At 38.1% G+C, this 25,932-nt stretch carries 19 protein-coding genes; 16 read left to right on the top strand and 3 right to left on the bottom strand.

The features are described 5' to 3' along the window. Positions 1-89 precede the first annotated feature (89 nt). A complete protein-coding gene (locus tag AC27H3_RS10850) occupies positions 90-1,073 on the top strand; it encodes a Gfo/Idh/MocA family protein (RefSeq protein WP_487106111.1) in 984 nt (327 codons plus the stop codon). Positions 1,074-1,175: 102 nt separating this feature from the next. Further along, positions 1,176-2,540: an alpha/beta hydrolase family protein gene (locus tag AC27H3_RS10845; RefSeq protein WP_487106110.1), complete on the top strand. Its 1,365-nt coding sequence runs from the start codon at positions 1,176-1,178 to the stop codon at positions 2,538-2,540. Between the two features lie 294 nt (positions 2,541-2,834). Here the strand turns inward: AC27H3_RS10845 and AC27H3_RS10840 are convergent, their stop codons facing one another. From AC27H3_RS10840 to AC27H3_RS10830, 3 genes are all read right to left on the bottom strand, one after another. Continuing rightward, the gene (locus tag AC27H3_RS10840) at positions 2,835-4,244 is read right to left on the bottom strand and encodes an aldehyde dehydrogenase family protein (protein WP_487106108.1); all 1,410 of its coding nucleotides are present in this window, start codon (positions 4,242-4,244) and stop codon (positions 2,835-2,837) included. A gap of 58 nt (positions 4,245-4,302) precedes the next feature. Beyond that, on the bottom strand, positions 4,303-5,943 hold the full coding sequence (locus AC27H3_RS10835) for an acetolactate synthase large subunit (protein ID WP_487106204.1): 1,641 nt from the start codon (positions 5,941-5,943) through the stop codon (positions 4,303-4,305). A 429-nt stretch (positions 5,944-6,372) separates the two neighbouring features. After that, positions 6,373-7,971, bottom strand: a complete 1,599-nt coding sequence (locus AC27H3_RS10830) for a cation:proton antiporter domain-containing protein (RefSeq protein ID WP_487106106.1) — start codon at positions 7,969-7,971, stop codon at positions 6,373-6,375. A 469-nt stretch (positions 7,972-8,440) separates the two neighbouring features. Here AC27H3_RS10830 and AC27H3_RS10825 point away from each other — a divergent pair, with 469 nt between their 5' ends. The 14 genes from AC27H3_RS10825 to AC27H3_RS10760 all read left to right on the top strand — a co-directional run bounded on the left by AC27H3_RS10825 (position 8,441) and on the right by AC27H3_RS10760 (position 25,878). Further along, a complete protein-coding gene (locus AC27H3_RS10825; RefSeq protein WP_487106105.1) occupies positions 8,441-9,352 on the top strand; it encodes an urease accessory protein UreD in 912 nt (303 codons plus the stop codon). A 75-nt stretch (positions 9,353-9,427) separates the two neighbouring features. Continuing rightward, entirely contained in the window at positions 9,428-9,730 is a 303-nt protein-coding gene (locus AC27H3_RS10820) for an urease subunit gamma (protein ID WP_273311993.1), read from the top strand. 28 nt (positions 9,731-9,758) lie between these two features. Next, on the top strand, positions 9,759-10,064 hold the full coding sequence (locus tag AC27H3_RS10815; RefSeq protein WP_085305650.1) for an urease subunit beta: 306 nt from the start codon (positions 9,759-9,761) through the stop codon (positions 10,062-10,064). A 2-nt stretch (positions 10,065-10,066) separates the two neighbouring features. Beyond that, entirely contained in the window at positions 10,067-11,770 is a 1,704-nt protein-coding gene (gene ureC / locus AC27H3_RS10810; RefSeq protein ID WP_487106102.1) for an urease subunit alpha, read from the top strand. 8 nt (positions 11,771-11,778) lie between these two features. Further along, a complete protein-coding gene (gene ureE, locus AC27H3_RS10805; protein ID WP_273311996.1) occupies positions 11,779-12,294 on the top strand; it encodes an urease accessory protein UreE in 516 nt (171 codons plus the stop codon). Continuing rightward, on the top strand, positions 12,263-13,018 hold the full coding sequence (locus tag AC27H3_RS10800) for an urease accessory protein UreF (protein WP_487106100.1): 756 nt from the start codon (positions 12,263-12,265) through the stop codon (positions 13,016-13,018). Before ureE ends, AC27H3_RS10800 begins: the two co-directional genes overlap by 32 nt. 34 nt (positions 13,019-13,052) lie before the next feature. Beyond that, positions 13,053-13,664: an urease accessory protein UreG gene (gene ureG / locus AC27H3_RS10795; RefSeq protein WP_487106098.1), complete on the top strand. Its 612-nt coding sequence runs from the start codon at positions 13,053-13,055 to the stop codon at positions 13,662-13,664. An 81-nt stretch (positions 13,665-13,745) separates the two neighbouring features. Further along, positions 13,746-13,934, top strand: a complete 189-nt coding sequence (locus AC27H3_RS10790; protein ID WP_487106096.1) for a hypothetical protein — start codon at positions 13,746-13,748, stop codon at positions 13,932-13,934. 422 nt (positions 13,935-14,356) lie between these two features. Continuing rightward, positions 14,357-15,781: a polysaccharide lyase family 7 protein gene (locus AC27H3_RS10785; RefSeq protein ID WP_487106094.1), complete on the top strand. Its 1,425-nt coding sequence runs from the start codon at positions 14,357-14,359 to the stop codon at positions 15,779-15,781. Positions 15,782-16,161: 380 nt separating this feature from the next. After that, positions 16,162-18,324, top strand: coding sequence for a hypothetical protein (locus AC27H3_RS10780; RefSeq protein WP_487106092.1), 2,163 nt, complete (start codon positions 16,162-16,164; stop codon positions 18,322-18,324). A 156-nt stretch (positions 18,325-18,480) separates the two neighbouring features. Further along, a complete protein-coding gene (locus AC27H3_RS10775) occupies positions 18,481-19,431 on the top strand; it encodes a polysaccharide lyase family 7 protein (RefSeq protein ID WP_487106090.1) in 951 nt (316 codons plus the stop codon). Between the two features lie 691 nt (positions 19,432-20,122). Further along, entirely contained in the window at positions 20,123-22,216 is a 2,094-nt protein-coding gene (locus tag AC27H3_RS10770; protein ID WP_487106088.1) for a TonB-dependent receptor, read from the top strand. 231 nt (positions 22,217-22,447) lie between these two features. Beyond that, complete coding sequence (locus AC27H3_RS10765; RefSeq protein WP_487106086.1) at positions 22,448-23,563, top strand: HDOD domain-containing protein; 1,116 nt, start codon at positions 22,448-22,450, stop codon at positions 23,561-23,563. Between the two features lie 332 nt (positions 23,564-23,895). Further along, the gene (locus tag AC27H3_RS10760) at positions 23,896-25,878 is read left to right on the top strand and encodes a methyl-accepting chemotaxis protein (RefSeq protein WP_487106084.1); all 1,983 of its coding nucleotides are present in this window, start codon (positions 23,896-23,898) and stop codon (positions 25,876-25,878) included. Positions 25,879-25,932 lie beyond the last annotated feature (54 nt).

Below are 25,932 nucleotides of genomic sequence, written 5' to 3'. Positions count from 1 at the left end.
TTGGATCACAAATGTCACTTTCGAGAGTTTATTAAATATTGAATGCTGATATCTCATTAAAACAAGGGGTATCGGCTTTAAGGATAAATATGCAAAGTATCAATTGGGGTGTAATGGGCTGTGGTGGTATTGCACATCAATTTGCCCTTGCCATAAAAAAGTTAGAAAAATGCACGATACTCGCCGGTGCTTCTAACACTAAAGATCGCGCCAAACACTTTACTGAACAATATCAAATACCGAGAACATATGATAATTACCAATCTTTGGTAACTGATCCAGACATTGATGTCATTTATATTGCAACTACGCATAACTTTCATTTTGAAAATATCAAGCTTTGTCTCCAGCATGGTAAACATGTTATTTGCGAGAAACCGTTTACCGTAAACGCCCAGCAAACAAAAATACTTATCGCATTAGCAAAAAAAAATAATTGCTTCATGATGGAGTGTGTTTGGACACGATTTTTACCCGCCATTGAACACTTAAAGCAGCTATTATCAGAAAACATAATTGGTGAAGTACATACCGTTAAAGCAAACTTTAGTATTTGTGAAGACTTTCCTTTGACGCATAGATTACGCAACAAAAGTCTTGCTGGCGGCGCTTTACTCGACTTAGGTATTTATCCTTTAACCTTAGCTTCAATTGTCTTTGGCGAACAACCAAGTCGCATTCAAAGCTCAGCGGTTATGGGTGAAGACGGTGTAGACGAAAGCTCTTGTTACTTACTTGAATATCAACAACATCAGCGCGCTATTTTGTCGGCATCTTTTATTGAAGAAGCCCCTACCGAAGGCATTATTAGTGGCACTAAAGGCTATATCAGGATCCCTGATTTTCTTGGTGCTCAAGAGCTGCATATCAAACTTAAAGGTCAAGCTATTAAAGTCAGTAGCTTCCCGTTTGATGCCGATGAAAATTTCACTTTTGAAGTTGCACATGCCATGCAGTGTATTCGAGAAAGTAAACAACAAAGTGATATTTTACCACTTGATACTACCACCGCCATGATGGCCATTATGGATTCAATTAGAAACCAGTGGGGGCTAAAATATCCAGGAGAATAAGTTTGTTGCGCTTGAGATACTTCAATGTTCACTGCTTGTGCTATAACTAAGGTTTCAATTACTTATAACGAATAAAAAATAATAATAAAAGTGAAAACACCTATGATAAAAGTTAAAAAAAACATCCTCACTATACTAAGCAGTTTAATGTGCTGTTATGTACAAATTGTCGCAACCGTAAATGCCGTCGAGATTTCTTCAACAGCGCAGTTATCAAACAGTAAAACAACTTTGGTGCCTGAGCAATTACAAAAACAGCTTCCCAACGATGTGGTTGCTGAACTCGCAGAAAAAGGCCAATTTAAGATTGGTGTAAAAACATTAAACATTATTAACCCTGCGCAATTTGATCCCGCAACACAAGCAACAAAAGACAGAGAATTAACCGTAGAAGTTTGGTATCCCACTACTGTAGATAACCAACACACTAAAAAAACGAGTTATGAAAACGTTACACGCACCGGTAAAAACTTCTCCATTCAAGCCGATGCTTTTCGCGACTCAGCTGTATTAGTAAACAATGAGGCTGAAAAATTTCCATTAGTGGTGCTTTCTCATGGTTATACCGGCTATAGAACACTGATGTATTATTTAGCAGAACATTTAGCCTCTCATGGGTATATTGTTGCTGCTATTGATCATACTGACTCAACCAACGCCGAAGTTGACATGATAAATAGCCCTTTCGCTGGTTTTGTGAGTACATTGCTTAATCGCTCTCGTGACCAACAATTTACCCTTAACTATTTAACCACAACACCCAACTTTCTCTCAAAAGTTATCGATAGCCAAAAGGCTGGTTTAATAGGTTATTCAATGGGGGGTTATGGCGCGGTAAATACCATTGGCGGTTGCTATAATTTTACCAATACAACAGCTTCAACTTTTACAGGCATTAAAGATCCTGAGCAAGTCGAAAAAGTAAAAGCATTACTCAATAGCTGCGCCGCAGGCCAGTATGAAAACCCTAAAGTAGACCCAAGATGGCAAGCCGTTATTGCTATGGCACCTTGGGGTGCACAACACCAGTTATTTCAGCAAGAAGCACTGTCAAAAATTAATACGCCAATACTTTATATCGCAGGCGATTTAGATGATGTTTCTGATTACAACGCTATCAAATCACTTTATGAACAAACCGGTAGCGACAATAAATACCTGCTTACCTATCAAAACGCGCGACATAATGTTGCACCGCACCCGGCACCTAGCGTTGCTAAAACAAGTGAGTTAGATATAGGTCATTATTATGAACCCGCTTGGGACAGCACGGTATTAAATAACAACAATAAACACTTCACGCTTGCAATGATGGATTGTTATTTAAAGCAAAAATTAACTCAATGCGCTTACCTAGATTTATCGCCTGATTCTAACCAAATAGCCATTGATGGCAAAACACCTAAGCCTTGGAAAGGTTTTGATCACCGTTATGCGGTAGGTATGGGCTGGCATAAAAAACAATAGCTCCCAGATACAAAAGCTTAGCTAATACCAATTGATATAAATAATCGATCATTATAAAGCGGTTTAAATATCCAGTATCTACGTTGCTTTCAATCCCAATAGCCTGCTATTGCTTAATCAAGCGCCTTGCTACTGAAAATTTATCCTCGGTTAAAATTGATCGATTCATTAAATCAATTGGTATAATAAGCAGATGGGGTGTAAAAATAAAAATCTCTAGTTAATAGAGACTTTTCTTACTTTTACGACTGTTTATATAATAAATAGCTCAACTTAGCTTATCTTAAATAAAGCTTAAAGCTTAATCACCGCCATTTTATCCTGCGACATATCATGCATAGTATAAGCAATACCTCCAGTGTTATAACCCGAATGTTTACGTCCAGCAAAAGGCATCCAATCAACACGGAAGGCGGTATGGTCATTAACCATAACGGCAGTAGCATCTAGCGTATTAATTGCCTTCATTGCTACATCTATATTCTTAGTAAATACCGAGGCTTGAAAAGCAAAATCTAATGCGTTAGCTTGAGCAATGGCTTGATCAATATCTTCGTAAGCATAAACGCAAACAACAGGGCCAAAAATTTCCATGCTAGAAACTTTAGTGCCTAGTGGCGGATCAAGCAGCACCGTTGGTGCATAGGTAGTTTTGCCGAGTCGTTTGCCTCCGGTTAACAGTGTTGCGCCTGCAGACACAGCTTCATCAACCCATTCTTCAACACGATCAACTTCTGCTGGTCGAATTAGCGGTCCGCATTCTGTCGACTCATCAATAGCATTGCCTACAACAAGTTTTGCGGCACCATCTGCTAACTTTTGAGCGATAGCTTTGGCTTTACTCTTAGGTGCAAAAATTCGCTGTACAGATACACAAACTTGGCCTGAATGATAAAAACCACCTTTGAGCAAACTTGGGATCATGGCTTCTATATCTGCACTTTCTTCAATAATAACAGGGGCAACTCCGCCGTGCTCTAATGCGCAACGAGTTCCAGGAGCAAGCTTAGACCTTAGCATCCAACCTATTTTAGCTGAACCAATAAAACTCAAAAATGCAACACGAGGATCAGTGATCATTTGCTGTGCGGTTGACGTTTCACACATAGCAAAACGGCACCACTGTTCAGGTAATCCTGCTTCATGCACCATATCAACAAATGCCTTGCAAGATAGTGGCGTATCTGAGGCCGGTTTAACAAGTACCGGACAACCTGTAGCAATAGCTGGAGCCACTTGATGTACAATTAAATTTAATGGATGATTAAATGCTGAAACAGCAACCACCACACCAATAGGCTCTTTAGTGGTATAGGCAACTCTTCCCGCCCCCGCTTGGGTTAAGTCCATTGGAATTTGGCTACCCTTTAAGTTGGCTATTTCTTTAGCGCACAACTCAACACCATCAATCGCTCTTGCAACCTCTACTTTAGCATCAACCAATGGCTTACCGCCTTCACTTGCAATTAAAAGCGCTAATTCATCTGCTCTTTGGGAAATTAAAGTAGCAAGTTTTTTGAGGATATTCATTCGCTCATATGCAGGTAACCATTGTTGACGATCTTTAAATAATTGCTCAGCGTTGGTTAAGTAACTGTCGATTTCGGCCCACTCAATCAACGGAACAGAGCCTAAATAAGTTTGATCATACGGATTAAAAACATCGTGTTTTTCAACTGTTTTACTGCTATCTAAATTTGTCATAATTTACTCTTTAATAAGTTAAAATCGTTCGCAAATAACGAATGTTGACATTACTCTTTTAAATTAAGCACACCTTCTCAGCTAGCTCATCAATTAAAACTTTTTGATTTTCAGAGTAATCAACGGGTAATTCAACAAGGTGAACACCACCTGCGGCGAATGCTTTTTCATAAGTAGGTATAATATTTTCAGCAGAGGTAACTCTATGCCCTATTGCGCCATAACTTTCTGCGTATTTAACAAAATCAGGATTGTTAAACTCTAAGCCCCAATCAGCAAACCCGGTACTGGCTTGTTTCCAACGAATCATCCCATAAGAATTATCGTTTAGCACCGTTATCACTAGGTTCAAACCTAAACGTATTGCCGTTTCTATTTCTTGAGAGTTCATCATAAAACCACCATCGCCACATAGTGCCATTACACGTTGGTCAGGGTTTAGCATGGCAACCATCATAGCCGAAGGCAAACCTGCTCCCATGGTGGCAAGCGCATTATCAAGTAATACGGTATTAGGTTGATAAGCTTTATAGTTTCGGGCAAACCAAAGTTTATACATGCCGTTATCAAGCGCGATAATATCTTTCTCGCCCATAACTTTGCGAATATCTGCTACAAAACGTTGCGGAATGATAGGAAAACGCGTGTCATCAGCACCTTCTTCAATATGCTCATCAATCGCGAGTTTTATTTTATCGAAGTAGCTTCTATCGAACTTAACTTCACCTGCTAATTTTTCATTTAATGCATTTACCGAGCTTACAAGGTCGCCTACAACTTCTGATTGCGGAAAATATACTTGATCAACTTTGGCAGACTTATAATTTACATGAATAACCTTCTTACCCCCTGCTTCCATAAAAAATGGCGGTTTTTCAATTACATCATGTCCAATATTAATAATGACATCGGCACGTTCAATAGCACAATGTAAGTAGTCGCCCGATGATAATGCCGCAGTACCTAAAAATAAGTCTGAGCGTTCATCAACAACGCCTTTGCCCATTTGCGTAACAAAAAATGGTATACGAGTGGTATCTATTAAGTTAGATAATGCCGTTCTTACATTTTTTCTATTTGCGCCTGCACCAATTAAAATTAACGGCATTTTAGCGGTTTTTATCAGTGCTACCGCTTCATCAATAGCGACATTATTAGGACTAGCATAATAGCGTTTATGAGGCATTATAATAGCTGCATTACAGTCTTCTTCTGCAATGTCTTCAGGTAATTCTAAAAGCACGGCTCCAGGACGCTCTTCTTCGCTAAGTCGAAAAGCTTCACGCACTAAGGAAGGTATAGTATTACCGTGAACAATTTGTTTAGACATTTTACAAATAGGATCAAATAAGCCGACTACATCAATAATTTGAAACTGACCTTGCTTTGATTTTTTAATCGGTTTTTGGCCTGTGATCATAATTAAAGGCATACCGCCCAAGTGCGAATAAGCAGCAGGTGTTGCTAAGTTAGTTGCTCCGGGCCCAAGGGTTGCCATACATACACCGGCTTTACCCGTAAGTCGTCCATACGTTGCTGCCATGAAGCCAGCACCTTGTTCATGGCGGGTTAGTACTAACTTTATTGAGGAATTTCGCAAAGACTCAACCATATCGAGGTTTTCTTCACCAGGTACGGCGAAAATGTGATCTACGCCTTCTGCTTCTAATGCTTGTACAAATAAATCAGACGCTTTTATCTTGTTATTCTCATTCATAATTTGTCCTTTACTAGCTATTGATTGGCTATTAATTAGCTCTTAATTAGTAATACAGAATTTTTTAGAAATAGTATCTTTATAGTTACCCTAACATTGAATCACTTAAAAATAACAGGCTACAGGTTTAATAGTAGCCTTAATATCGTCAACTATTTCTAACGAAAGAATGGATGTTTTAGATCAATTAATTTGAAAAATTAATAAGATAAGCATTTTATTACTTAAACGTTGCGCTAAAAAATAGCTTAATTAGCCCAGCAACATTTGATCATTACACCGCACACTCTATAGATTGTCGCTTCAACTTATTATTAGCTAAAGCACAGCATAAAAGTGTTACGTTTATGGTTTAAATTGTAATAACCCCGTTTATGGGCGTTTAAGTTCAATACATTGAATGCGAGTGCCTTACGTCATACTTTGTTTAACTAGTAACATTGCAGTTTCTTGTTGTGCATGCACAAACGAGTTAATTTTAATATCAGCAAGTGCAGCTTTTTCTTCCAATGTACTGACTTTGACAATTAAATTGGCATTTGGGTAGTGCTCAAGTACCGCTTCACAAATAATTTGTTTCGTTATTAAAGTGTTTACCGTAATTATAATACTTTTAGTTTGTTCAACTCTTAATGCTTCTAGTACAGGGGTTTTATCTAAGTGCCCAAAATACGCATCATAACCACGTTTTCTCGCCAACAATACATGCTGTAAATTATCAGAGATAATCAAAAAGCTCTCGCCTTCTTTGCTTAGCTCTTTAGCAACAATTCGTCCTAAAATCGCAAAACCACAAACAATGGTATGATTTTTAGCTTCCAGTGGGGTAATTTTGTCTGACTCAAAAAACTCGACTACAAATAAAGCGGCTATTTTATAAATATTACTGATCATAAAAGGCGTTAAAATCATGGATAGCACAGTGATCAATATGAGAAAACTTCCTAAGCTCTCTGTTAGTAAATTATGGTTCATGGCCATTGCAAAAATAGCGAAAGAAAACTCCCCGACTTGGCATAGCGCTACCGCTGATTTTATCGATTCACTTTTATCAGATTTCATTCTGATCAGTAAATATATAATCACAGCTTTTATCAGCATAACTAAGGCTAATACACCTAGTACCCAATGTAAGTTACTCAGAAAATATAGAACATCAATCTTGGTGCCTATAGCAAAGAAAAAGGCGCCTAATAACAAGTCTTTATATGAGGCTATGTCAGACTCTACTTTTATATGAAACTTAGTTTCTGCGATGATCATACCCGCGATAAATGCCCCTAAAGAATAGGTAAAGCCCATTTCATGTGCGAGCAATGACGCCCCTAAAACAATGGTAAATACTGAACTTAAAAACAGCTCTTCCATGCGGGCATTGGCCGAAAAATGTAAGAGCCAAGCAATCAGCTTTTTACCAATAGTAAACATGAAAATAATAATAACGCCGGCATATAAAAATGTTTTCAATAATATATCTGACATCGATAATTCATTATTAGATAAAAAACCCATTAGCAATAAAATAGGGATCACAGCTAAGTCTTGAAAAACTAATATAGCAACCGCCTTTTTGCCGTAAGGCGTAACGATATCTTTTGATTTTTTTAAGTAAGGTAAAACAATTGCGGTTGAAGATAAGCTAAAAGCAAGGGCAATAACGACTGAAGGAATAAGCTCGACATTAAACAGATAAAAGGCCATGGCAAAAATAACTACTGAGCTAAAAGCTACTTGCACAAAACCATTAAAAAAAATCAGCTCTTTCATTTTACCTAGTTTAGAAAACGACATTTCTAACCCTATAGTAAACATAAGAAAAACTATACCAAACTCGCCAATTAACTCGAGTGAATGAGGTGTAGTACTGCCATTAAAGTCGAAGAAATTACTGACAATTGTGCCGGTAATGATATAACCGATAATGTGTGAAATTGAAAATTTAGTTAATACAATATTAATCACGCTAGCAAGCGCTAATGACAGTGCAATAATAACAAGTATAGAGTCCATTTTATTCCTTAAAAACAGCCTGATATTGACATCAGTAATTAAAAATAACCTTGTTTATTTACATGCACATTACAGACCACTAAAACAGTAAAGCTAAACAAATAAAAAACATAAAAATTACTTTATATTCAATAAATTAAAATCATTTTATAAAAAACATAGCGGTTAAAAATCATCCTCACGCTTAATATTGATGCGACCGCACCATTTTGGTGCAATTAAATGTCATTTTTAGTCATAAAACTCCCCCTTATCTGACTAATAAATAAAGAGTTCTAGTTGGTAAATAAAATGCCTGAAACTGCCGTAATAAGTTAGTTTCAGCAATATATAACACTATAAATTTCAGCTCATTTAAGCTTGAAACTACTGAATAAAATATCCACTGATATTCGTTGGCGCAATTTGTGCAACTTACGTTAATAACCTTGATATAGCTTATAGTTTTATAAACTTATGATAGAAAATAATGACAGCTGAAACGCTAACCACAAACTTAACCACTATACCTACGCGTAAAAGTGCTTGGCTAGCTAGTTTATTGCTAGAGTTTAGTGTTACCTCAATAGGTACTCAGCTCAGTCGTACCGAGCGAAATGGACCGCTAAGTGTGCAAAAAGCGTTTTATCCTGAAGGACGTGATTGTGCGCATATTTATTTGTTACATCCGCCAGCAGGCATTGTCTCGGGTGATGAACTACGGATAAATATTAAGGTAAATCAGCAGGCACACAGTTTAGTTACCACACCGGGTGCTAATCGTTTTTATCGTGCCCGTGAAGATCTTTCTATTGGCGACTCTAAACAAGTTCAGCACTGCGAGCTATTTTTGGCCGAACATGCAAAGTGTGAAAACTTTCCATTAGAAACCATTGTTTATGAAGGCGCTGATGGCGTTAATACTGTTGATGTGCACCTAACAAGCAACAGTGTTTATTTAGGTTGGGATATCACCTGTTTAGGGTTACCAAGATCAGGGCAACTTTTTGAACAAGGTCGTTACAGCCAATTAAACCGTGTTTATTGTGACAATACCCTACTTTATCACGACAGAATTGCGATTAAACCTGACAACCAAATACAGCAGCATGTCGCGGGATTAAATAATAAAAGTGTCTTTGCAACTTTTATGGCTTACGCAGAAAAAGGCCTACTTAGCGATACCGAAAATAAAGCACTTATCGCTAAATTGCGCAATTGTATGAGTGACTCGCAAGCCGATGAAAAAGTCAGTATTAGCCAAATTCGACAATTATTAGTGATCCGTTATTTAGGCCAGCACGCAGAAGAATGCAAAGCACTTTTCATTAAATTATGGCAAATAATTAGGCCTATATATCTTAATAAACCAGCCAATATGCCCCGAGTTTGGCATACCTAGTTAAGCGGTAATTACCCAAGATATAGATAAATATTAAAGCCTATAAAACAGTATAAATACTAAATAGAGAACGTTATGGATTTATTACCAAGAGAAAAAGACAAATTACTGATATTCACCGCTGCATTACTTGCCGAGAGACGATTAAACCGTGGTTTAAAATTAAATTATCCTGAAGCGGTAGCCTATATTTCCATGGAAATAATTGAAGGTGCGCGTGACGGTAAAACCGTTGCACAAATGATGGACTATGGTCGAACACTTCTCACTCGTGAGCAGGTTATGGACGGTGTTTCAGAATTAATTCCAGACGTACAAGTTGAGGCGACATTTCCAGACGGCACCAAACTTGTCACCGTTCACAACCCTATTATTTAATTATAACTTGCACATAAGAGAAGCAAATATGATCCCAGGTGAAATAAAAACTGACCATGGTAACCGTGAGCTAAACCTAGGTTGCAAGCAAGTAAAAATTACGGTGGCAAATTCAGGCGATCGCCCCATACAAGTTGGCTCGCACTATCATTTTTATGAAGTAAACCCTGCTCTGCACTTCGATAGAGCTTTGGCAAAAGGTTTTCGTTTAGATATTACATCTGGCACTGCCGTACGTTTTGAACCCGGACAAGAGCGCGAAGTAACTTTAGTTGCCTTTCGTGGTAAACGTCGCGTATTTGGCTTTCGTGCTGAAATTCAAGGAGACCTATAACCATGGCTAGCATTGACAAAAACGCTTACGCTCATATGTTTGGCCCAACGGTGGGCGATCGTGTTCGTTTAGCCGATACCGACTTATGGTTAGAAGTTGAGAAAGATTTTACCGAATACGGTGAAGAAGTTAAATTTGGTGGCGGTAAAGTTATTCGAGATGGTATGGGTCAAAGCCAAGCCTCATGCTTTGAAACCGTAGACTTAGTGATCACAAATGCGCTAATTGTTGATCACTGGGGCATTATTAAAGCCGATGTTGGTATTAAAAACGGGCGTATTGCCATTATTGGTAAAGCCGGTAACCCTGATATTCAAGACAATATTGATATTGAAGTAGGACCCGGCACAGAAGTTATTGCAGGTGAAGGACAAATTCTAACGGCTGGTGGTATTGACGCGCACATTCATTTTATTTGTCCGCAACAAATAGAAGAAGCGTTGATGTCAGGTGTAACCACCATGATCGGTGGCGGCACGGGCCCAGCTACAGGCAGTAAAGCAACCACTTGCACGCCGGGCCCATGGAATATCTACAAAATGCTGCAAGCAACTAATGACTTTCCAATGAATTTTGGCTTTTTAGGTAAAGGCAATGCCAGCTTACCTATTGCATTAGAAGAGCAAATTGAAGCAGGTGTTTGTGGTTTAAAACTTCACGAAGATTGGGGAACAACCCCAGCAGCCATTGATAACTGCTTATCGGTTGCTGAGCGTTACGACGTACAAATTGCTATTCATACTGACACCTTAAACGAGTCGGGCTTTGTTGAAGATACTTTAGGTGCTTTTAAAGGCCGAACTATTCACACTTATCATACTGAAGGTGCTGGCGGTGGACATTCGCCTGATATTATTAAAGCTTGTGGCGAAGCCAATGTTCTACCTTCTTCAACGAACCCTACTCGACCATACACGGTTAACACGATTGACGAACATCTAGATATGCTGATGGTTTGTCACCACTTAGACCCTTCTATCCCAGAAGATATTGCTTTTGCTGATTCACGTATTCGTAAAGAAAGTATCGCCGCTGAAGATATTATGCACGATTTAGGCGCGATTAGTATGATCGCATCAGACTCTCAAGCCATGGGGCGAGTAGGCGAAATGATCACCCGCACTTGGCAAACCGCCCATAAAATGAAGCAACAACGTGGGCCATTAGCACCTGATACCGAACAAAACGATAACTTTCGCATAAAGCGCTATATCGCGAAATACACCATAAACCCTGCAATAAGTCATGGTATTAGCCATGAAGTAGGCTCTATTGAAGTGGGTAAACTTGCTGACTTAGTACTATGGAAACCGGCATTTTTTGGTATTAAACCCGCCTTAATTTTAAAGTCTGGCTTTATTGCCGCCGCGCCAATGGGCGATGCCAATGCCTCTATTCCAACGCCACAACCGGTTTATTACCGACCAATGTTTGGCGCTTTTGGTAGCGCTGCTGCAAAAACATCAATGACCTTTATGTCGCAAGCCTCAATTGATGCCAATGTACCGCAAAGCATAGGCATGACACGTATGGTCGGCGTTTGTAAAAACACTAGAAACATTAGTAAAAACGATATGATCCATAATAACTGGCAGCCAAAAATTGAAGTTGATGCCCAAACCTATGAAGTGCGAGCAAATGGCGAACTACTAACCTGTGAGCCAGCATCTACCCTGCCGTTAGCTCAACTTTATTGTTTATTTTAGGAAATTACATGTTACAAGCTTATCAACGTTTAGATCATACCCACGGTGAAATTGTTGACTCGATCACTTTAGATCAAGACACCCGAAAAAAAGCCCGTATTAAAGGAGTAACCGATAATGGCGCCGACATTGGTATTTTTATGGAACGCGGCCACCCGTTATTGGTTGGCGAAATATTAAAAACAGAATGTGGCTTATTAATAGAAATTAAAGGTGCAGCAGAGCCTGTTTCTACTGCTATTGCGACCGACTGGTTAACTTTTTCTAAAGTTTGCTATCACTTAGGTAATCGACATACGTCATTGCAAATAGGTGAGCTTTGGCTGCGCTTTAAACCCGACCATGTTTTAGAAGCCTTAGCTGAAAAATATGGCTTAACCATAGATAAAACACCAGCGGTCTTTGAACCAGAAAGCGGTGCCTACGGTAGTAAAAGTGGTCATTCGCATTCGCATGCAAATACAGACAGCATTAATCATGAAAAGCATAGTCATGATAAACATAGTCATGAACATGCCCACTAATACGGTAAATATTAAACAAGTGATTAGCAAGTCAACTCATCAAAGCCAACCGATTCAATTAAACCGGTTACTTCAACTGTGCAGTGCTAATTTACCTGTTGGCGGCTTTTCATTTTCACAGGGGTTGGAATATGCAGTTGAAATGGGTTGGTTAATATCACCTGAAACAACCGCAAGTTGGATCGAAATTAATCTAGAAGAGTCTATAGCAAAAACCGACTTAGCCATTCTAAAAAGGCTATTCATTGCTTTACATAATAATGACTTAGACCAGTTCAACTACTGGAATACACACTTAATTGCATGTCGTGAAAGCCATGAGTTATTACTCGCTGATTTAGCGATGGGTAAAGCCTTAATTAGACTATTAAAGCAACTTAATAATATAGATGTTAGCGCATATCAAAGCATTATAGCGCTAACTGAAATCAGCTTTGTTAGCGCCTTTGCATTAACGGCTTATTTATTTCAATTAGATCTAGAGTCTGCCCAAAGCGGTTATTGCTGGACTTATATCGACAACCAAGTAGCCGCGGCAACAAAATTAGTACCGCTTGGGCAAACACAAGCACAAAATTTACTCTTTGAATTAACTGAGAATACACAGTTAATTATCGAGAAATCTAACCAGATTAACGATGAAGATATCGGTACCAGTTTACCGCATTTAGCCATGGCAAGCGCTTGGCATGAAACGCAGTATTCACGACTTTTTCGTTCGTAATAAAACAAATTTAAACATTTAAGAGATAAATAAAATGAAGAAACAAGTATTACGCATAGGTGTTGGCGGCCCAGTTGGCTCAGGAAAAACAGCCTTACTACGCGAGTTATGTTTAGCACTACGTGACAAATATAATATGGCGGTGGTCACTAACGATATATACACCCGAGAAGACGCCGAATTTTTAACAAAAAATGACGCGCTCGCTGCCGACAGAATTATGGGCGTGGAAACAGGTGGCTGTCCGCATACTGCTATCCGTGAAGATGCCTCAATGAACTTAGCCGCCATTGACGAATTACAAGCACTACACCCTGATTTAGATTTTGTATTAGTAGAAAGTGGCGGAGACAACTTAAGCGCCACCTTTAGCCCCGAACTGTCTGATCTCACTATTTACGTGATTGACGTTTCAGCCGGCGATAAAATCCCACGCAAAGGTGGCCCAGGTATTACCAAATCAGACTTATTAATCATTAATAAAATAGATATTGCTGATTTAGTCGGTGCCTCACTTGATGTTATGGACAGAGACACCAGAAAAATGCGAGGCGATAAAAAATTCATTTTTTCTAACATGAAAACACAGCAAGGCTTGGCAGAAATAATCTCATTTATCGAAACAGAAGGTATGTTGAAAATTTAATATTTTAACCGCTACCTCACTAAAAAATTGAACATATTTTTAAAAGAACAATAAACAAATTAACAAGAAAAAGGATCAAATATGAAGTTTTTAACATTACTTATTAGCTACCTAATACTCTTTACTAGCCAAGCTTTTGCCCATACAGATCACGCATTAGGCGAAGGCTCTTTTCATGCTTTTTACCATAGCGTATTTTGGACCATCTTCGCGATTGTGGTTTATAAAGCCTACAACTGGTTTAGACATAAAAAATCTCATAAGAACTAGGTTACCACAAAGTTAATATTATTACTTAACAACAACTTGCATTGAATTACCAAGAAATAAAGGGCTAACATTTATCTTGTTAGCCTGCTCTTGTATGCGCATTACTAGCCTTTAGATTCTAAATAAACGTCAAAGCTAATGCATAAAACACTTTCAACATTCTATTCAAATAGCTTAAAGGCGACTTAAGCCATTAAGTAGCTGATATTAAATCTATTTATATAATTTAAAAATAAAGCTAGATACTTTCAGCATCATTTATAAAGTCAAATTATTACGCCGTTCGAAAAACCAACACTTTACAGAGCCCCGCTTTGGTATTACATTTTATAGCTACCTCACTTATCAAAACAAACTTTGGTAAGTTAAATTGGTAAGTCAAATTAACGACGAGTTTCGGTTTTATTATTGAGGTGAAAAAATTGTCTATCTACAAAACTCCACTCTACCTATGCATTTTTATACTATTTATTGGTTGCAAGTCTTCTTCTGGTTCCGCTGATAAAGCACCCGAAGAAGTTATTGCTGTACCACCTTCAGTCCCACCTGTTGAAGCGCCTACAGAACCACCAGTTGCCCCGATAAATTCAGATATTACCTGCACAGGTTTAGCAAAGCTCAATATTGTTGAAGCTAACGCCACTAATAGCTTAAATAGCTATACTGCTAACCAAGTTATCGATGCTAAGTTTTTGCCTGAATCTCGTTGGTCATCAATTGAAAACTCTGCCCAGCTAACTTTAACCTTAGAAAATTTGTCATTAGTCAAAGGCTTGTCAATAACGTGGCTTAACACCGATCAGCGAAGCTATAGCTACGATGTTGAAGTATCAAAAGATAAGCAAACATGGACCAGTGTGGTGGCTGATCAAATAACCGATGCATTAACTACCCGTAGCCAGTTTATTGAAATAGCAGAGCATTCTGCACAATATATCAAAATAATCCCTAAAGGCAGCAATATTGATAGCACCAATAATATTATTGAAGTTGAAGCTTTTGGCTGCTTAGCAGATGTAAGCTCTAACATTGAATTAACCGACTGGTACTTAAGTATTCCTGTTGATGAAGCTTTTAGCAGTAAAGCAGAAAGCATTTATGAGTCTCGCTTAAATAATGACTATTTTAACGCTGAGTTTTTCTTTATGAATAACGAAGGCGGCTTAGTTTTTAGAAGCCCGATTGAAGGAGCTAAAACCTCGACCAACACCAAGTATACCCGTACAGAGCTTCGAGAAATGTTAAGACGTGGCGATACCAATATTAACGTTAAAGGGGTAAATAAAAACAATTGGGTATTTTCAAGTGCACCTGAAAACGACCTAGGTGCCGCAGGTGGAGTAGATGGTGAATTAATCGCGGAACTGGCCGTGAACCATGTTACTGAAACAGGCGACAAATCGCAGGTTGGCCGTGTCATTATCGGTCAAATACATGCAAATAATGACGAACCTATTCGTGTGTATTACCGAAAACTGCCTGGCAACAATAAAGGCTCAATTTACTTAGCCCATGAAGTTGAAGGCGGAGATGATATTTATTACGAGTTAATTGGCAATCGCTCACAAAGTGCGACTACCCCTGAAAACGGCATAGCCCTCAATGAACGTTTTGGCTATCAAATAAAAGTAGTGGCTAACTTGTTAACCTTAACAATCACAAGAGCCGGCAAAGCCGATGTTACTCAAATCGTTGATATGACTGAAAGTGGCTACGATCAAGGTGGGCAATACATGTACTTTAAAGCCGGCGCTTATAATCAAAATAATACCGGAAATGCCAAAGATTATGTGCAAACAACCTTTTACAAAATCTCCAATAGCCATACCGGATATCAAGAACAATAACGTTATTAGCGTTACTAAACGCACTACAGAAATTATAACTTAATGACGAACAGCCTTATTTATTTGGCTGTTTTAGTTACTGTAATCATGAATTTAAAATCTCAGTAATCGTAACAATACAAATTGGTAATAACATTAAATTTATTAACATAAATACAATTACTTAACTGTTTAAAAAACATATTACTCGCCTAAAAACACTTGAATATAGCCACCAACAACAGGAAGTTTTATCACTTTAAATACAATAATTGGTTGACAGATTGGTAAGTTATTGTAAGTATCGGTATCAGCAGTTCTTGTAGATAAAATGACCGAAACAATGTTATTTCTCAAAGCAGCGATTAAAAATATAATAAAATTTGTCGGGGAGAGACTAAATGAAAACGAAATTGGTAATAGCAATAACAAGCGCATTAGCGTTAATGGCTTGTGATGATGGCAGCGTAACAGGCTCAGAAGGAAATGCTATCAGCTATGTCGAAATATCAGGAGATCCTACAACAGGAGAAACATTAACATCGACAATAAGCGATGGTAATGGTTTTGACCCAGCCAATGTAACTTACACTTGGGTTGCTGATAACAAAGTGCTCTCTGGCTCTACCTCTAGTACATACCTTCTTACCGATGCCGATGTAGGCTCTATGATTTCACTCGTAGTTAACTTCACAGACAACGATGGTAATGTTGAAAAAGCCATATCAGCCGAAACTGACGTTATTGAAGTTCCAGCAGTACCAAGTGCCGGTAGCGTTGCTATTACAGGTGATGCTTATGTAGACTTTGAACTAACAGCCGTTATTACCGACGAAAATGGCTCTGGTGACACACCAATTACCTATGTATGGATGGCAGATGGCGTAGCAATTGCTGATGCTACCAGTGCAACATACATATTAACTGAAGCTGAGCTAACTAAAACGATAACGGTTTCAGCTACCTATATTGATAATGATGATTTCCCAGAAGATACACTTTCTGATCCAACTGACCCAGTTATTGTAAAACCCGCAGATGTTGTAACCAGCCAAGTAGCTAAAATTACTGACACTATGGGTGTTGGCATTGGCGATGGCTCTACCGATACGGGTGAACTTAGATTTAAACTGAGCGATGAAAGTATTGACCCGCTATTAACCGGTAAATTAAGTCTAGCATTTAGAAAAGAAGCGAATGCGGTAAACAACAATCCAAACGATACTGATACCGACTTTAAAGATGCCTATATTGGTATATTCGGCAGTAAAGTAAGTACTGGCTATGAACTTGTAGAGTTAAGAGTAAAAGAAGGCAACTATGTAATACGTGGCCAAGAAGGCACGGTTGATACAGACGCTACTTTTACTGGCGAAGAATGGGTTGATATAGATATCACCTGGGATGCAACAAATGCCAGTGCTTCACAAGCGCCATTAATTACTTTAGCAATTAACGGCACACCTGTTTCAGCCGAAGCCTTTCCAACTTACGATAGTGGCAAAACAGATGGCAGTTTAGGTACGCACTTTGAAACTATTATGAATGGTGTGCAACACATGACCTTCAGAATTGGTGATAACGACGCCACGGTTGCTACCGCATTTTACCTAGACGACATTAAGCTGTTTTCTGATGTAGCCGGTACAGTTGAAGTGTTTGCCGATAACTTTGAAGACTTTGCAGTTGATGACTCTCTTGATACTGACAACAGTGCATCGCCTTATAACAGCTCAACCAACGAAGCTGTTGTTGCTGAAGTCACCAGAGAAGGTGAAATTGGCAGCGACCCGAGTGATCCTCCTGCCAATCCACCAGCGGATCCATCTGAAGGTAACTTACAAGTCGCTAAAATTACCGATACCATGGGCGTAGGTATTGGCGATGGTTCTACCGATACGGGTGAGCTAAGATTTAAACTTAGCGATGAAAGTATTGCATCTTTAGACGTTGGTAAACTAAGCGTATCATTTAGAAAAGAAGCCAACGCTGTAAATAATAACCCTAACGACACCGATACTGACTTTAAAGATGCCTATATTGGCGTATTTGGTAGCAAAGTCAGTACCGGCTATGAGCTTGTTGAATTAAGAGTGAAAGAAGGTAACTATGTTATTCGTGGCCAAGAAGGCACAGTAGATACTGATGCAACATTTACCGGTACAGAATGGGTTGATATTGATATTACCTGGGATGCAAGTAGTGCAAGTGCCACCCAAGCGCCACTAATAACTTTATCCATAAATGGTACGCCTGTTTCAACTGAGGCTTTCCCGACTTATGATAGCGGTAAATCAGATGGAACTTTAGGTACTCATTTTGAAACAATTATGGACGGTGTTCAGTACTTAGTATTCAGAATTGGCGACAATGATGCCACCGTAGCAACTGCATTCTACATAGACGATATTAAACTATATTCTGATTTAGAAGGCACAACAGAAATATTTTCAGATGATTTTGAAAGTACAAGTTATGCGGTAGGTGGCTCTCTTGATACCGACAACCCTGCTTCGCCTTACAACAGCTCAACAAATGAAGCTATTGTAGCTGATAGATTATAAGCAATTAACAAGTTGAAATAGCAATATTCAAAACTAATAAAATGGCGCTCATGTTAGCGCTATTTTTTTGTAAAAGTTTTAGTCAATAAAATGAACAATTTATCGGTTTTGATATTGTTAATCGGGTATTATCACTCAATATAAAAGGTATACACAATGCTATCCCCTATTAAAAGTTTATTAAGCATTACTTTATTTCTAGCGTTAAGCGGACAAAGTTACCTGCAAGCCGCAGAGCTAAAAAATAGCCGAAACGAAGTTATTACACTTGATTCAACAGCAAGACCCGCTGATAACTTCGACTTATCTGACTGGAGTATCAGCTTACCTGTTGATACCAATAAAGATGGTATAGCTGACAACGTGCCCGAAACTTACCTAGTTAAAGGCTTATCAATAAAACCCTTATTTTATACCGCAGAAGACGGTGGCATGGTGTTCACCGCGCCAATTCAAGGGCCTAAAACCTCTAAAAACACCAAATATACTCGTAGCGAATTAAGAGAAATGCTGCGCAAAGGTGATATGAGAATAAAAACCAAAGGCATCACCGAAAATAATTGGGTATTTAGCACCGCAAAGCGCAATGTAAGAAAAAAATCAGGCGGAGTAGATGGCACTTTAGACGCCACTTTAGCGGTTAATCATGTCACCACGACCGGCGACGACAAACAAGTGGGTAGAGTAATAATAGGCCAAATTCATGCCACAAAAGACGAACCCGTTCGTTTATATTATCGCAAATTACCTCATAACGACAAAGGCGTAATTTACATGGCACACGAACCATTAAAGGGCCAAGGCAAAGAGCAGTGGTACAACCTTATTGGTTCTCGCGCTAGCAATGCAGGAAATCCTGAAGATGGCATTGCCCTAAACGAAGTGTTTAGCTATCGCATTAATGTTGAGGGTGACAAATTAACCGTTACCATTATTCGCCAAGGAAAAGCCAACATAGTACAAGAAGTAGATATGAGTAATAGCGGTTATGATAAAAGCGACCAATATATGTACTTTAAAGCTGGAGTTTATAATCAAAATAATACCGGTGAACCAACCGACTATGTTCAAGCTACCTTCTACCAGTTAGAGAATAGTCATAACTAATTAACAGCCAGAACAATTCCAAGCACTTTGGGGTGTAAGTGATAACAAAGTAAAATAAAAAAATGCATAAAATCAAACCTGTTTATTACTGCTTACAAACGGGTTTAATTTACTACAGATCGCGTTATTTCAATAATTGTCCTGCTGTTTATTTTTATGCTCCTGAGATTTTATTAAGCTTTTGATTAGTAAATTCATTTATCATAAAACATAGATGTTAGTGATAAAAGTTGCAGAATATCCTCCCCCTTCACAGTCACTAAGCTATATCCTTTTTCAAATAAACATTTATCCCTCTGCCAAGCAGACTAAATGTTATGGGTAATTATAGCTCTGCCTATTGCCCATCATCTTATACCTGCAAATTTCTTGAAAATATTAAAATATAAAAACAGCGTGCTAAAAAACATAAGGGTAAACTAACTCACATTAAAGATTAATTTCAGTTAGTTTAACCAGTTACAACATGTAATAATTGTTGTATTCAGCAGAGAAAGTGAACTTATAAGGTAGGCGCAGCCATACATTATATTTTGATCTTGTATAACAACACTTGAAATATATACGTGAATTTTTACTTGAAAATAAATGAGCAAAATAAATAGTACTAAAACCAAATACTAGGTCCGAACCTTCTCTCTTATCGGACCAATAATAAAAAGATATACGCCTTAGGCGTTAGGATGTTACTTTGAAAATAAATGCCATTACCTTCTCTCTACTACTTATCAGTGTGCCAACACTTGCGCAACCCCCAGTAACATCGGTCGATGGAAACACGCCAAGGGTTGAAAATAATAAAGCGCTACAGCCAATAGAACAAATTACTGTAACCGCAACTCGCAGTAAAAACACCCTGAATACACTTGATAGCAACCTGTCGGTGGTAACAGCTGACGATATAGCTTTTATCAACCAGCAACATATAAACCAAGTTATTGTACGCGTACCTGGCGGTTGGATAAGCAGAGGCAACGGGCAAGAACATTTAACGGCTATTCGCTCACCTGTATTAACCGGTGCAGGTGGTTGTGGCGCGTTTTACATCGCACAAGATGGTATTTCGTTACGAGCGCCAGGTTTTTGTAATGCGAACCAACTATTTGACGCTAACACTGAACAAGCGGCTCGTATTGAAGTATTACGAGGCCCTTCAAGCACGCTTTATGGCTCAAATGCCGTCCATGGAGTTATCAATGTTATTACTCCAAACCCATTTGAACAATCAAACGCTTATGTCGGCGCAACCTTAGGGCCAAACGACTACCTTAGTGGTCAATTTTCAGCAGGAAAAACAGGCCAACAGCATGCTTTTATGGTTTATGGCAATTTAAGTCACGATGGCGGTTATAAAGACGACAGCGGTTTTAAACAACAAAAATTAAATGTTATCCACCAATTTCAAGATGCTCAACTCAATATTAAAAATGTGTTCAGCGTTACTAATTTAAACCAAGAAACCGCGGGGTTTATTAATGGTGAAAACGCTTATCAAAACAAAAGTGTTAAACGCAACAACCCGAATCCTGAAGCATTTAGAGATAATAAAAGTGTTAAAGCCTACAGTGAAATTTCTTATAACATCGACGATACAAGTAACGTCAGTATTACCCCTTACCTGCGCTATACCGATATGGCGTTTCTTCAACACTTTTTACCGTGGCAATCACTAGAAGAGAACAGCCAAAAAGGGCTAGGCATTAAATCGCAATATGAAAAAGAATACCAAAGCTTAACTTGGTTAATTGGGCTTGACGTTGACCTAACGCAAGGCGAATTAATTGAATCACAAGCCGAAGACTTTTCACCCACAATACCACAAGGCGAGCATTATAATTACGATGTTAATGCACAAGTTTATTCACCATTTGCTAAAGTAAATTGGACGGTTTCAGACCAACTATTTTTAAGTGCCGGTTTACGCTACGAGCACACTAAATACGATTACGATAATAAACTCAGTAACGGTAGTGCATGCGAGGCTGGTATAAGTAATTGTCGATTTACCCGCCCTGGTGATCAAAATACAAATTTTGACGAAGTGTCATATCAATTTGGCGGCCACTATTTTCTAAGTGAACAACATACAACTTATGCCCAGTACTCAACCGGCTACCGTGCTCCACAAGCAACCGAGCTATTTCGGCTGCAAGCCGGGCAAAATGTTACAAACTTAAAACCAGAACAAGTTGACTCTATAGAACTAGGCGTTCGCGGCCAAACACAGCGTTTTTTCTACGATATTAGTGCCTTTGTAATGAATAAAAAACACTTTATCTTTCAAGACACCAACCGACAAAACATCAGCAATGGTAAAACTAGCCATAACGGTATTGAATTCGCCTTAGGTTATCAATTACCAAAAGGCTTTTATCTTAAAGCGAACGGTACCTTAGCTAATCATAGCTACGAAAACTCATTAACGCTGAGTCGCGAAAACATCAAAGGCAATGAAATTGATACCGCGCCACAACATATGGGGAGTTTACAATTGGGTTGGCAAGGTGCACAAGAACGCAAAGTTGAACTTGAATGGGCGCACTTAGGAAACTACTACCTTAACCCCGAAAACACAGCTCAATATAAGGGGCATAACCTGTTAAATTTACGTGCTAGCACTAAAATTAATAATCGTTTAACGATAAGCGCACGTGTTTTAAATATAGCTAATGAAGATTACGCAGAACGCGCCGACTTCGGCTTTGGCAGTTATCGTTATTTTGTTGGCGAGCCACGTTCAGTTTTCGTTTCATTAACTTACGAGTTTAACCATAAAAGCGGCTAAGCAAAAATAAACTACAATTTATTCTACAACGAATAAATTGTGGTACCCCTTACCTCAAAATATTTTTAATAATTCATCGTTAATCAACAAAAAACTCAATACAAGATAGAAAACAAATATTATAATAAGTATTCAAGTCAATAAATTAATTGCCATTTTACTGCTAGCTTAGTAAGTGTTGCTCAATTAATTTTACCTCTTATTTATTGCATACAGTGATCTTACACATTTATGTTTAAAAAACTTATTAGTAAAATATTTAAAAAGAAAGCCTCTAACAACGCTAATTTATATTATTTTGAAGACCTTAGAAAAAGCGAAGCACCAAAAGAAGAAATAGCCCCCAAAACTCTTTACAGCAACAGCAACAACACAGAATGCAAACCGTTTAGCTACTTATCGTTTGAAGAAGAATACCACCAAGCATTTTATGATTATTTGTTTGGCATGCCTAACAGCTTCACATCGTCACATAACGACGAATTATCTGAATTTATTTCTGAGAAGGTTGAAAGCTTATTAAAAAATCCAAAACTAATCCTCGATGCGTTGCCAATACTACCAATGTCGTTATCGAAAATAATTGAACAATTAAATAATGTCGATTTTGACGCAGACATACTTATTTCGTTAATTCAGCAAGAGCCAGCCATTGCCGCAAAAGTACTAGAGCTCGCCAATTCAGCTTACTATAACCGTAACGGTAAAGAGGTTATCGATCTAAAATCAGCGTTTATGGTACTTGGGACAAAGGGGCTTTCAGAAGGTGTTATCAACGGTTTTGTGAATAAACTGGTACCACAATCAAGCATTTACTTTCGCCAGTATGGCCAAAAAATATGGCAGCATAGCTTGTCTACGGGAGTTAATGCTAAAACGCTAGTAGCAAAGTCGAATATTAAAAACGATGCTGCTCAAGCCTACTTTATAGGGCTTATTTCTAATTTAGGCGACGTTATAATTTACCAATTAATGATTGATGCGTTTGCGGTTGTTCATCCTGATTGCCAACCAAATTCAACATTATTTAAAAGTGTTATGGCAAAAAACTCAAAAAAACTCACCTATTTTATCGCCAAGCATTGGAATTTCCCACCTTCTATACTGGAAGTTCTAGCGTTACAAACCAAAGTAAAGCGCGCAGCATTATTACCCGCATTACATCAAAAGCTCCCTATTGCGTGTTACGTTTACGAGGCAAAACTGATCAGTGAATTACAGCTAAGAATGACAAAAGAAACGCTTGCAGACGACTACATAGACGAAATTAAAACATCATTACTCTTTACTGATGAAGCAACTAATTATTTGGATTTAGTGATAAGTAAAAATAAAATAGAATCGTAAAACAGCAACAAACTAAGTTTTATTTAATAAATAGCATAACCAATTAACCTAGCAGTGCTATTTATTTTTTTGTAACCTTAAGCTTTTTACTGCTGTGCTATCTCACTGTAACATCAGCTATAATTTAATAATTAATGGCTAGATTTAATATTTTTTCTATACTGAAAATACGCTTAGATTTAGGGATGTAGACACTTTATACAAAAATAAACATCAAAGGGACAAGCTCAAATTTATTCACTTAATTTGCCCCCTATTTTGTCCTTACTATTTTGTATAACTAACGTCGACTGACTGTTAAGTCTGAAAAACTCTTACTCAAAGGATAAGTTGTGACATTTTCTGATATCTCATTCAAAAACAAAATATTTATAATACTAGCGCTCCCTCTTTTTGGCTTTATCTGGTTAAGCACTTTAACTATAAAACAAAATTACTCGATTAATAACGAGATGGGAGCACTTACTCAGTTAACTCGGCTTTCAATTACCTACAGCGAGTTAGTGCACGAGTTACAGAAAGAGCGAGGAGCTACCGCTGGTTTTTTAAGCTCTGCAGGCAAAAAATTCAATAATACCCTGAGTAAACAACGAAAAATAAGTGACGAAAAGAATGCAAGTCGTACGTTGTTTTTAGAACAAAACAGTTTTGAAGATAAATCAATCGTTGAATTGAATAAATCTATAGCGGTAGAGTTAAGCAAGCTTGACTCAATACGTACTAGAGTAACAAATTTAAATATTGATAGTGCATCAGCAATAGGTTATTACACTAACCTAAATAGTAAACTACTTTCTGTATCAACTATAATTGCAGATCTCAGCTCTGACGCCCATTTAACTGAGCAAACTATTGCCTACTATAATTTTTTACAAGGCAAAGAGCGCGCTGGAATTGAGCGAGCAGTAATGAGCAGCACTTTCATCTTAGATGAATTTAAAGCTGGTGTTTTTGTAAAATTTATTACTTTAGTGACAGAGCAAAATACCTATATCGATAATTTTTTAGCGACTACAAACACCGAAAATTCACATTATTATCAAGAGCAAACAGCTAACCCTGCCATAAAAGAAATTATCAGAATGCGAAATATAGCCCAAAGCGTTAATGCTAATTTTTCTGTTGATGCCCTTTATTGGTTTGAACAAGCAACCATAAGAATAGGCCTGCTTAAAAAGGTTGAAGATAAAGTCGCAAACAATTTGCTTTTATTAGCAGAAACCAGTCATAACAAAGCAAATACAACCTTACTTATAAATATATTTACCAGCGTGTTTGTGCTGATTTTAGTGACAATAGTAACCCTAATATCAATTAAGGATTTAACCTCAAGAGTCAATGAACTTACTTCTGTTTTAGGCAGAGTAAGAGATAAAAATGACCTTTCTGTACGCACTAAACTTCAAGGTAAAAGCGAATTAGGCCAAATTTCACTTGCTTTAAACCTTACTCTTGAACAATTTACAAATACCATTAATGAGATTTCGAACACTAGCCATACCTTATCTGCCGCAGCAGAAGAAACCTCTTTAACTTGTGAATATAACGCCAACACATTAGAGGAGCAGCAAGTAGGAATAGGCGCTATAGCGACCGCAGTTGAGCAATTATCAGCCACGGTAAAAGAAGTTGCCTCAAATACTCAAGAAACAGCAAATTCAGCAAAAGAAGCAGATATACAAGCAAAGAGTGGCCTTGAAGTAGTAAAAGCATCTTATGACTCAATTGATGCACTGTCTCAAGAAATTGAAAGCTTAGCGGAAAAAATCAATAGCTTGCACACAAGTAGTGGCAACATAACTAAAGTTGTTGACGTTATTAAATCTGTTGCAGAGCAAACAAATCTATTAGCGCTTAATGCCGCGATTGAAGCAGCTCGCGCGGGCGAGCAAGGCCGTGGCTTTGCGGTTGTTGCCGACGAGGTAAGAACATTAGCACAGAGAACACAAGACTCTACTTCAGAAATTGAATCTTTCATTGGCTCTTTACAGGCAGATGCCATTGCAGCCCATCAAGTAATTGAAAAAAGCCAACAAAAAGCCATAGTAGCGGTTGATAGCTCAAAAAATGTTGAACATAGCCTACAAGTTCTAACCACTTCCATTGGTGCTATTTTCTCTATGACCGAGCAAGTAGCCACTGTCATTGAAGAACAATCGTTAGTGACTCAAAATATTGCAAAAAACATTGTCGATATTGAACAAAAATCAACAGAAACCGCAACTGGAGCAGCCCAAATAGCCACTACAGCAAAAGAGCAAGCTTGCTTGGCAACCACAATGCAAGACCTTGCAAATCGTTTTCGCGTGGGATAAAAGGTTAATTAAGAATAAACAAATAGGTAGAGGGGGAGATCGCTCAAGCGCTCT

It is taken from the genome of Colwellia sp. NW0002-52-1 (genome assembly GCF_057550865.1).
The sequence above is the reverse complement of the archived record's forward strand: the minus strand, read 5'-3'. Positions and strand labels throughout refer to the sequence as shown.